Here is a 9,899-nt window from a genome sequence, read left to right as displayed (position 1 = left end):
AATGAGGGCAAAATATGTGGATAACTGAGCTTTTTCAGGGTTCATGTTGGGAAATTCTGGAAAAATTGTGGATAACTACAAAGTAGATCCTGGAAAGCTGGACAATTTGGTATTACGCAAAGGTCTTACTATGTGATCGCGCAGGACACGCAGTGAGGTTAACAACTTCATAAGCATTAAGATAAGGCTCTGTAGTCTCAATCTGGCCCCCGTCTGGAACGGGGGCTTTTCTGGGTTCGCCCCCAATATCAATACGGTATCAATACGGAATCATTACGGATGAAATCCGTATTGATTCCGTATTGATACCGTATTGATATTGGGGGCGACGCGGGGGTTTTGGGAAAATTCCAGCTGGATGGCTGGCTGGGGGCGGGGGCAAATAAACGGCTCTCTCAAACCGAGTGGGTATGGGTGCTCGACCATAAAGAAGCCCGGAGGGCGACAGAACGATAGCGAGGGAGCGTAAGCCCCTCGTAACGAAACAAGAGACAACAAATGGAAATTTCCTCCACCCCTCCCCCGAAACGCAAAACGTTTTGGGGAGGGGTGGAGGCCTGTAAAATGGTTGATTTGTCCGTTCAACGAGGGGTTCCGTTCGTTGCGCTCACTTCACACCCTCGCTATAGTTCTGTCGCCCTCCGGGCTCAGACTGCTGACAAAGGCCCGATTTTTTGGATTGATTCGGACTGTTACCCACCCGGCACGAAAGAGAGCCCTATCTTTGTGTAGCCATCCGGGCTTCTTTCTGGGTGAGCGCCCGTACCCACTTGATTTGAAAGAAAGCCAAAAAAACCCTGAATGTGGGTGGAAGCGGACCTGTGACCTCGCCCCGGCAAGAGGTTCAGCTTTCGGCGAGTTTTTGTTTGTAGGCGCGGAATTTGGCCTGGAGTTCGGGATCCTGCAGGGCCAGGATCTGCACAGCCAGCAGGGCGGCGTTTTTGGCTCCGCCGATGGCGACGGTGGCGACAGGCACCCCGGGCGGCATTTGTGTTATCGACAGCAGGGCGTCGAGTCCGCCGAGGCCTCCGTTGGAAAGGGGGATCCCGATCACGGGCAGAGTGGTGTGGGAGGCGATCACGCCGGGCAGGTGGGCCGCCATGCCGGCGGCGGCGATGATGATCTGAACTCCCTCCGCTTCGGCGTTTTTGGCCAGCCGGGCGGTTTCGGTGGGTTTCCGGTGGGCGGAGGAGACGTGGAAATCGAAGTCCACCCCGAAATCCGCCAAAACCAGCTTCAGAGGCTCACAGGCGGCCAGATCGCTCTGGCTGCCGAGGATCACTCGAACGCGCGGCATCTTATTTGTTTTGCTGTTCGGGCAGCACGGTGAGGCAGTTGTGGATCTCCTCCACGCTGGCGGCGGTGCTGAAGGCGGCCAGGATCTCGGGATTCATGATCAGTTTGGAGATGTAGGAGAGGCTGAAGAGGTGCTGTTTGTCGTTGTGGAGCAGGAGCATGAAGAAGATGTTCACCGGTTTGTTGTCCGGAGCGTCAAAATCCACAGGCACGCTGGAGCGGCCGAAGAGGATGCTGGGGGTTTTGATCTTGGAGGGATGCAGATGGCGGGGATGGAGCAGGGCCACACCGTGTCCGATGGCCGTGGAGATGAGTTCCTCGCGGGCCACCACCACTTCATAGAGCCAGCGGGCGTCGCGCACGAGCTTGAGTTCCTTGGCTTTGACGCTGAGGATGCGGATGGCGTCGAACTTGTTTTCGGCCTCAAAATCCAGGAAGATGTTCTCCGGCCGCATGTATTCCTCAAAGTGGCAGATCACGCGCTTGAGGGCGAGCATCTTTTCGTCCGATTCGTTGAGGTTTTCCAGCCATTCGTTGAGGGAATCCTCGTCGATCTTGAGGTTTTTCCCCACCAGCTTGGTTTCGAAGGTCTTGCTGTTCATCATTTCCTGGATAACGCGCTCGGAGACCTTCAGCTTCCTGGCCGCGTCGGCTTTGGACAGAAATTTTTTCGCCATGGTGTACCTCCCTTGGTAGTGGCGTGCGTAAAAACCGTGTTCGGGTGCTTTGACAAGGTTTAACTTGACAAAGATAGAGAATTTTTTGAGTATGGCATAATGGTCAAGAAATTTATTTGGTTCGGACTGCTGTCAGCGGTACTTTTCGGATGCTCATATTCCGTCTATTCAAATGCTTACCCGCATTTGAAAAAAATTGCCGTGCTCCCGTTTGAGAACCAAAGTTCCCAGTTCGACCTGGGCGATACGGTGCTGAACGGCCTCACGCAGCAGTTCAGCCGCGACGGCCGCCTGAAACTGGTGACCCAGCAGCCGGACTGCACGCTGGAAGGGACGATCCAGGACTTTTCCGAGAGCGTGTACAGCTACGACAGCGGCAACAACGTGCAGGACTATATGCTGCGCCTGGGCTGCAGCGTTGTTTTCACCGATCTGGTGAACAACCAGGTGATCTACGAAAACAAGAACCTGGTCCTGAGCGAGGCCTACGCCGCGGAAGGCGCCGACGCCAGCACCGCCAAATCCAAAAGCAAAGAGGAAGCGACCGATGAGCTCATCGAACGGCTCTTCAGCACGATCATCCAAAACAGCCTTGAAACCTGGTGAGGGCACGCGCCTGAACCGCTGGCTGGCGGAATGCGGGATCTGCTCACGCCGCGAGGCGGACGAACTGATCCGCTCAGGCAAGGTGCGCGTGAACGGCGAGCCCTGCCTGGACCTCAGCCGCAGGATCGGCCCCGGGGACAGGGTGAGCTGCCAGGGCCAGGAGCTGCGCCGGATCACGGAAAAGGTCTATCTGATGCTGAACAAGCCGCGGGGCTATGTGGTGACCCACTCCGACGAACTGCAGCGGGAAACGATCTACAGCCTGCTGCCGGACAGCGCCGCCAATCTGCGCTACGCCGGGCGGCTGGACAAAAATTCCGAAGGCCTGCTGCTGATGACCAACGATGGCGAGCTGATCAACGCTCTCACGCATCCCAAACGCAAGGTGGAAAAGGTTTACCGGGTTGAGATCAACCGCCGCCTGAGCCGCAAAGAGCTGGAGGACCTGCGCCACGGAGTGCAGATCGAAGGCGGCGTCACGCTGCCGGCGGGGGTGTTCGTGAAAAATGACGGCGGCCAGGGCATGACCCTGAAAATGGTGATCACCGAAGGCCGCAAACGCCAGATCCGGCAGATGGTGGAGGCCGTGGGCGCCAAAGTGTTGCGCCTGAAGCGCCTGCAATTCGGCACCCTGATGCTCAAAGACCTGCCGCTGGGCAGATGGCGCCCTCTGAGCGGAGTGGAACTGCGCTCCCTGAAAAGCCTTGTGGAGAACCCCAAACCATGAAAATAGCCCTCATCGGACTGCCCAAAAGCGGCAAGACCACCATTTTCAACGCCCTCACCGGAACTTCCGCCAGCACCGACAAATACGCGCCCGCGGCCACCGAGGCCAACATCGGCGTGGTGCAGGTGCCGGATGAACGGGTGACCAAACTCAGCGAGCTCTACAAGCCCAAAAAGACCATTTATGCCCACATCGAATACCGCGACTACCCCGGCATTTTCTCCGCCCACGCCGAGAATCCAGACAACGCGCTCTTCTCGGACATCAAGTCCAACGAAGGATTCGTGCTGGTGCTGCGCGCCTTTCAGGACGAAGAGCTGAACGAGCTGTTCGCCGCCGGGGAGCCCGCGCGGCAACTGGCCTCCTTTGAAGACGAGATGCTGCTGGCAGACCTGATCGTGGCGGAAAAGCGGATCGAAAAGATCGAGCTGGGCTACAAGCGGGGCGTGAAAACCGCCGCCATCCTGTTCGAGGAAAAGATCCTGCGCCAGGTTTGCGAACACCTGCAAAGCGGCCTGCCGCTGCGCGAACTGCGGCTGCACGCGGAGGAGGAGAAGGCCCTGCGCGGTTTCCGCTTCTTCAGCCAGAAACCGCTGCTGGTGCTGATCAACTGCGCCGAAGACGACTTTCACGGCCTGGACGCCCTCAAACAGGAGATCGCGGCCAAGGGCTACGTCACCGAGGTGATCGCGGGCCGCTTTGAAGAGGAACTGAGCAAGCTGGACGGCGAGGAAGCGCAACTTTTCCGCGAGGACATGGGCATCGGCGAAAGCATCCGCGACCGCTTCACCCGGCTCTGCTACAGCATGCTGGGCTACATCAGCTTTTTCACCGTGGGCGAGGATGAGGTGCGGGCCTGGACCATCGAGGACGGCGACAACGCCGTCACCGCCGCCGGAAAGATCCATTCAGACCTGGCCCGGGGTTTCATCCGGGCGGAATGTTTCCGCTATGCCGACCTGATGGAACACGGCAGCGAAAAGCATCTGCGCGAAAAAGGCCTCTTCCGCCTGGAAGGCAAGGAATACCTCGTGCGCGACGGGGACATCATCTCCGTGCGCTTCAGCGTTTAGGGCAGGGCAAGATGGCCACCGCCACCAGAAAAAAAAGCAGCTCCAAAACCAGGCGTTCCCCCGGCCTGAAACTCTGGCAGAAACGCCTCATCGCTGGCTTTTTAACTTTGCTGGCGTTGCTGGTGATGATCAGCCTGCTCTTTGGGTGGGAATCCATCCTGAGCGACAAGGACCATCTGAGCATGCGGGGCAACCTCTTCCGCTGGCCCTTCCTGCAAGGCGCGCTGGTGGACAACCCGATCGGGGTGTTCGGCGTGGCGGTGGGTTACGGTGTCTCCTACCTGTTCGGCTACCATTTTTCGCTGCTCGCGGCGATCATCACAGGCATCATCAGCTTCCTCTATTTTCTGGAGCCCCTGGCGCAGCGCAAGCGGCAAAAGTTTTATCTGCTGCTGCTCGCGGCCTTTCTGCTGCAGGTGTGGCTGGCCAGGAACATCGTGCAGCCGGAACTGGCGGTGATCCCCAAAGCCATCTGGAACGGCCTGGCGGCGGTGTTCAACACCTTCGGTGCCACCCTGCTGCTGATTTTGGGCACCATCTTCATTTTGATCCTCTGCTTTGAATACCGGCGCCTGAAAAACTTCTTCGCCAAGGTCTGGGCGGAACTCACCCAGGGACGGGAGGCCGCTCCCAAAAAGGAAAAAGCGCCCAAACCGACCATCAACAAGGACGTGCCCACCCAGCCGGGACCGCAGCCGGCGCCGCAACCCGTGATCCAAAACCATTCCCAAAGCGATAAACAGGAATTTCCGGACAAGCCTTTGGAGTTTCCCGCCCCGGGACCGAAACCCGCCGCCAAAGAAAGGAAAAAGCCGCCTGTTTCCGGCCCGGAAACCGCTGCCGGAGACGAACGCGAGTATGTGATGCCCTCGATCGCTGACTTTCTGGAAAGCCCCGTGAAGCTTTCCGACCGCGACCGCAAAGAGATCGAAAACCAGATCCTGGGCACCAGCCAGGTGCTGAAAAGCAAGCTGGCGGAATTTGGCATCGAGGCGGAAGTGCGCAACGTGAACATCGGGCCGATCATCACGCAGTATGAGCTGGAGCCCGCCAAGGGGGTGAAGGTGAACAAATTCACCTCCCTGGCCGACGACCTGGCCCTGGCCATCAAAGCCAAATCCATCCGCGTGCAAGCCCCCATCCCGGGACGCGGCCTGATCGGCATCGAAATTCCCAACCTCACCCGCGACATGATCTATCTGCGCGACCTGCTGCTTTCCGAAGAGATCAGGTCGATGAACTCCAAACTGGTGTTCGGGCTGGGCAAGGACATCGCGGGACGCCCCGTGGTGACGGACCTGGCCAAAATGCCGCATCTGCTGATCGCCGGCGCCACCGGCAGCGGCAAAAGCGTCTGCATCAACGCCATCATCATGAGCCTCATCCTGCGCTCCAAACCGGAGGAACTGCGCCTGATCCTGATCGATCCCAAAAGGGTGGAACTGGCCGGCTACAACAGCCTGCCCCACCTGATCGGCAATGTGGTCACCGAACCGGAACAGGCCCTCGAAAACATGTATTGGGCCGTGCGCGAGATGGAACACCGCTATGAACTGCTGCAGGAAGCACGGGTGCGCGACATCAGCTCGTTCAACGAAAAGGCGGAACTGGACCCCGAACTGGAGAAACTGCCCTACATCGTGATCATCGTGGATGAATTCGCGGACCTGATCCTCACCAGCGGCAAGGACATCGAGGTGCCCATCACCCGGCTGGCCCAGATGGCCCGCGCCGTGGGCATCCATCTGATCCTGGCCACCCAGAGGCCCTCCATCAAGGTGATCACCGGCATCATCAAAGCGAACTTTTCCGCCCGCGTGGCCTTCCAGGTCTCGTCCCGGGTGGATTCCCGCGTGATCCTGGACCAGATCGGGGCCGAACGCCTGCTGGGCAGCGGCGACATGCTGTTCCTGCCGCCCGGAAAAGCGCTCACGGAGCGCATTCACGGCGCGTATGTCTCGGACCAGGAGATCGCCCGGGTCTGCGACTTTCTGGCCATGCAGCCCAAGCCCAAACAGGATTTCAGCATCGTGAAGGAAGAGGACGGGGAACTGGGCGATTTTGACTATGACGACGAGCTGTTCCCCGAAGCCGCGAGAGTGGTGGTGAGCGCCAACACGGCCTCGGTTTCCATGCTGCAGCGGCACTTCCGCATCGGCTATGCCCGGGCGGGCCGGCTGATCGACCTGCTGGAGCGGGCGCGGGTGATCGGGCCCCACCTGGGCAGCAAATCCCGCGACGTGCTGGCCACCCAGGAAGAGCTGGTCCAGCGCGGCATTCTGCGGGAAGAGCAATAACGCGCAGGAAGCCGGGCGCGGGCTAGTACTGATTGTAAAAGGTTTCTCAGGACCACACAAGGATACGAAATGAAAAAAAGCATATTGATCCTGCTGGCGCTGCTGGCGGCCTGGACGGCCGGCTGCGCCCTGAGCAGTTCCGAACTGTACACCAGGCTGCAGTCCGCCTACAGGAACCTCTCCACCTTCCAGGCCAGCGTGCAGCAGAGCAACTACTATCCCCAGCTCAAAAAGAGCATCAACTACAGCGGCAGGATCTATTTCACGCCGGGACGCATGCTGATGAGCTTCACCAAGCCGGGCATCCAGGTGCTCAAGATCGAAAACGGGCGGGTCGAGCTCTACGATGCCTCTTCCAAAACGCTGTTCCAAAGCGCTGTGCAGCCTCAATTCGGCAAAATGAACCCGGTGGAGATCCTGCAGATCTACTGGAGCAAATCCGCCGTGACCGTCACCTCGCAGTCCAAAACCGCGGCCAGCGTGAAGCTGGTGCCCAAACAGGATGACCTGGTCTCCTCGCTCACCGCCACGCTCAACCCCGCCAGCGGGATCGTGAGCAAACTCGGCTACACGGACAAGAGCGGAAACAGCGTCAGCTACAGCTTTTCCGGGATCAAACTGAACGGCTCCATCCCCGCTTCCGTGTGGAAACAGAGCTATCCCCAAGATGTGCAGATCATCCGCTGAGCAGGGATTGTGATAGCGCTGATCATGGCCGGAGGTTCCGGCACCCGTTTCTGGCCGGCCAGCCGGGCCGCCCAGCCCAAGCAGTTTTTGCGCGTTGCCGGCGCCAAATCCATGCTGCAGCTCACTTTTGAACGTTTGGAACCGCTGGTGCCCGCCGAGCGGACCTATGTGGTCACCGCCGCTTCCCAGGCCGCGCTGGTGCGCCGGCATCTGCCCCAAGTGCCGGCTGAAAACATCATCATCGAGCCCTTCGGGATGAACACCGCGCCTTGCATCGCGCTGGGCCTGGCCCGGCTGAGGCAGCTGTATCCCGCCACCGAGAGCATGGTGGTGCTGCCCGCGGACCACGTCATCCGCGATGTGGAGGTGTTTTTGGAAAGCCTCGCCAGGGCGGAAAAAGCAGCCCGCGACGGGGCTCTGGTCACCTTCGGCATCGTGCCGGAATATCCCGCCACCGGCTACGGCTACATCGAAACCGGCGAGGAGGCAGGACCGGGAGTCTTCAACGTTTTGCGCTTCAAGGAAAAACCCGACCTGGACACCGCCACGGAATTCCTCCGCAGCGGCAGTTTCCTCTGGAACAGCGGCATGTTTTGCTGGACCCTGGACGCCATAGGAGCGGCGTTCACAGAATTTTTGCCCCAGGCGCTGGACATCGCCCGCGAGGTGGTGGACCTGCGCGCCACCGGGGCCGGTGAGGATAAAGTGGCCGCGGCTTATGCCGGCATGCCCCGCGTTCCCATCGACATCGGCATCATGGAACCCGCCCGCCAGAGGGTGGTGATCCCCGTAAGCTACGGCTGGAGCGACGTTGGCTCTTGGAAAGCGCTGGCGGACATCTCGGCTTCCGACGAGCAGCTGAACCATTTCCGCCGGGCCGGTTTCGCCCTGGATGCCCGCGACAATTATGTTTACAGCGACAAATACGTGGCCCTGATAGGCGTGGAGGGGCTCTGCGTCGTGGAAACCGGGGATGCCATCCTGGTGACCACCAAAGCCAGAAGTGAAGAGGTGAAAAGGGTGGTGGAGCAGCTGCAGCAAGAGAACAAGGACGAACTGCTGTGACCCGGCCGCTGCTTACCCTGTTGGCATTGCTTTTGCTCTTGCCGGCCTTTGCCGTGATCGATCCCGCCGTTGGGATCACCGCCCACAGCGGTGTTGTTGAGCTGCGGGGCGCGCAGACCTGGCTCAAGGCCGATCCCGGCTACGAACTGCGCCTGCTGCTGGCCCCGGCCAGCCTGCTGGATTCCCTGGGCCTGGTGCTGGCCAGCGGCGACACCCTGCTGGTGGAGGGCGTGCGGTCTCAGGATCTGCTTCTGGTAAGCCAGATCTGGACCTCCTCCGCGGACGGGCCCCTCATCCTGAGGGATCTGGAAGGTGGAAGCCTAAGCACCGGTGGCACCGCCGCTTACCGCGTGGACGGCCAAACCTGCATCGGCTGCCGGCTCTGCCTGGCTCCCTGCCCCACCGGCGCGATCACCTTCCACAAAGGCAAGGCCCACATCGATCCCAACACATGCACCGAATGCGGCATCTGCGTGGAGGGAAACGGCCGCTTCAAAGGCTGCCCCGTGGGGGCCATCAAAACGGAGTAGGGGCAGGGAACTGAGGATGTGGAAGATATACCTGAGGGCCGTGGGGGCGATGCTGTTCTGGGCGCTCACCTTCGTTTGGATCAAGGTGGCGCTGCTAACCTACCGGCCTTACGAGATCGTGTTTTTGCGGCTGGCCCTGGCCTCGCTGCTGATGTTTGGCGTGATCTTCCTTTTCGGCAAAAGGGAGAAGGTGGAGCCCAAAGACCTGCTCTACCTGATGATGGTGGCTTTTTTTGAGCCTTTTCTGTACTTTCTGGGCGAGGCCAACGGCATGCAGTTCGTCTCTCCCACCCTCGGCTCGCTCATCATCTCCACCATTCCGCTGGTGACGGCCCTGGGCGCCTGGCTCTTCCTGAAGGAAACCATCTACCCCCTGCTGATCGTGGGCCTGCTGGTCTCTTTTTCCGGGGTGGCCCTGCTCAGCGTTGCCGAACCCGACCTCTCCGGCACCCTGAAAGGCGTTCTGCTGCTGCTGCTGGCGGTCTTCGCCGGGATGTTCTACGGCATCACCGTGCGCCGCATCACCCTCAAATACCGTTCCCTCACCATCGTGGCCTGGCAAAGCCTCTTCGGCATGCTCTACATGCTGCCGGTCTTCCTGATCTTCGACTGGAAGCACTTTTCCACCCTGGACCACTCCGCCCAGGGCTTGCTCACCATCGCCGCCATGTCCCTTTTCGCCTCCGTGGGCGCGTTCCTTCTCTTTACCGGCGTGATCCGCGAACTGGGTGTGGTGCGCTCCAACATTTTCACCAACCTCATCCCTGTCTTCACCGTGGCCCTGGCTTGGCTGATCCTGCGTGACGCCGTCACCTGGCGCACCGTGGCTGGAGTGCTGCTCACCATCCTGGGCCTGCTCATCTCCCAATATCACGATCTGCGCCGCAAACGGGCCAAACCCATCCTTGCAGATATTCCGCCCTATGGAATGTAAATTGCAC

At 59.8% G+C, this 9,899-nt stretch carries 10 protein-coding genes; 8 read left to right on the top strand and 2 right to left on the bottom strand.

Features of this window, described 5'->3' with window-relative positions; translation table 11 throughout:
- Nucleotides 1-844 precede the first annotated feature (844 nt).
- Both purE and LHW45_09135 read right to left on the bottom strand, forming a co-directional pair.
- Nucleotides 845-1,297 carry a 5-(carboxyamino)imidazole ribonucleotide mutase gene (gene purE / locus LHW45_09140; protein MCB5285736.1) on the bottom strand — a complete coding sequence of 151 codons (453 nt, stop codon included), beginning with the start codon at nt 1,295-1,297 and terminating at the stop codon, nt 845-847.
- A 1-nt stretch (nt 1,298) separates the two neighbouring features.
- A complete protein-coding gene (locus LHW45_09135; GenBank protein ID MCB5285735.1) occupies nt 1,299-1,973 on the bottom strand; it encodes a PTS sugar transporter subunit IIA in 675 nt (224 codons plus the stop codon).
- A 99-nt stretch (nt 1,974-2,072) separates the two neighbouring features.
- Here LHW45_09135 and lptE point away from each other — a divergent pair, with 99 nt between their 5' ends.
- The 8 genes from lptE to LHW45_09095 all read left to right on the top strand — a co-directional run bounded on the left by lptE (nt 2,073) and on the right by LHW45_09095 (nt 9,892).
- Nucleotides 2,073-2,579, top strand: a complete 507-nt coding sequence (lptE, locus tag LHW45_09130; protein MCB5285734.1) for an LPS assembly lipoprotein LptE — start codon at nt 2,073-2,075, stop codon at nt 2,577-2,579.
- On the top strand, nt 2,521-3,306 hold the full coding sequence (locus tag LHW45_09125; protein ID MCB5285733.1) for an rRNA pseudouridine synthase: 786 nt from the start codon (nt 2,521-2,523) through the stop codon (nt 3,304-3,306). The genes lptE and LHW45_09125 overlap by 59 nt, the downstream gene beginning before the upstream one ends.
- Nucleotides 3,303-4,379 carry a YchF family ATPase gene (locus LHW45_09120; protein MCB5285732.1) on the top strand — a complete coding sequence of 359 codons (1,077 nt, stop codon included), beginning with the start codon at nt 3,303-3,305 and terminating at the stop codon, nt 4,377-4,379. Before LHW45_09125 ends, LHW45_09120 begins: the two co-directional genes overlap by 4 nt.
- 11 nt (nt 4,380-4,390) lie before the next feature.
- Nucleotides 4,391-6,676, top strand: a complete 2,286-nt coding sequence (locus LHW45_09115; GenBank protein MCB5285731.1) for a DNA translocase FtsK — start codon at nt 4,391-4,393, stop codon at nt 6,674-6,676.
- Nucleotides 6,677-6,745: 69 nt separating this feature from the next.
- Nucleotides 6,746-7,363 (top strand): outer membrane lipoprotein carrier protein LolA, encoded by a 618-nt coding sequence (locus LHW45_09110; GenBank protein MCB5285730.1) that lies wholly within the window; start codon nt 6,746-6,748, stop codon nt 7,361-7,363.
- 9 nt (nt 7,364-7,372) lie between these two features.
- The gene (locus tag LHW45_09105) at nt 7,373-8,428 is read left to right on the top strand and encodes an NTP transferase domain-containing protein (GenBank protein MCB5285729.1); all 1,056 of its coding nucleotides are present in this window, start codon (nt 7,373-7,375) and stop codon (nt 8,426-8,428) included.
- Nucleotides 8,425-8,958, top strand: a complete 534-nt coding sequence (locus LHW45_09100; protein MCB5285728.1) for a 4Fe-4S binding protein — start codon at nt 8,425-8,427, stop codon at nt 8,956-8,958. Before LHW45_09105 ends, LHW45_09100 begins: the two co-directional genes overlap by 4 nt.
- A 16-nt stretch (nt 8,959-8,974) precedes the next feature.
- On the top strand, nt 8,975-9,892 hold the full coding sequence (locus LHW45_09095; protein ID MCB5285727.1) for a DMT family transporter: 918 nt from the start codon (nt 8,975-8,977) through the stop codon (nt 9,890-9,892).
- The last annotated feature ends 7 nt before the right edge of the window (nt 9,893-9,899 follow it).

It is taken from the genome of Candidatus Cloacimonadota bacterium (assembly GCA_020532085.1).
Classification (GTDB): Bacteria; Cloacimonadota; Cloacimonadia; order Cloacimonadales; family Cloacimonadaceae; genus Syntrophosphaera.
This window is presented reverse-complemented; position numbering and strand designations above follow the sequence as displayed.

Excerpts from the sequence above, each read along its gene's own strand:
- LHW45_09125 (MCB5285733.1), top strand. The coding sequence starts at position 2,521 with ATGAGCTCATCGAACGGCTCTTCAGCACGATCATCCAAAACAGCCTTG.
- lptE (MCB5285734.1), top strand. The coding sequence starts at position 2,073 with ATGGTCAAGAAATTTATTTGGTTCGGACTGCTGTCAGCGGTACTTTTC.
- LHW45_09110 (MCB5285730.1), top strand. The coding sequence starts at position 6,746 with ATGAAAAAAAGCATATTGATCCTGCTGGCGCTGCTGGCGGCCTGGACG.
- LHW45_09095 (MCB5285727.1), top strand. The coding sequence starts at position 8,975 with ATGTGGAAGATATACCTGAGGGCCGTGGGGGCGATGCTGTTCTGGGCG.
- LHW45_09120 (MCB5285732.1), top strand. The coding sequence starts at position 3,303 with ATGAAAATAGCCCTCATCGGACTGCCCAAAAGCGGCAAGACCACCATT.
- purE (MCB5285736.1), bottom strand. The coding sequence starts at position 1,297 with ATGCCGCGCGTTCGAGTGATCCTCGGCAGCCAGAGCGATCTGGCCGCC.
- LHW45_09135 (MCB5285735.1), bottom strand. The coding sequence starts at position 1,973 with ATGGCGAAAAAATTTCTGTCCAAAGCCGACGCGGCCAGGAAGCTGAAG.
- LHW45_09115 (MCB5285731.1), top strand. The coding sequence starts at position 4,391 with ATGGCCACCGCCACCAGAAAAAAAAGCAGCTCCAAAACCAGGCGTTCC.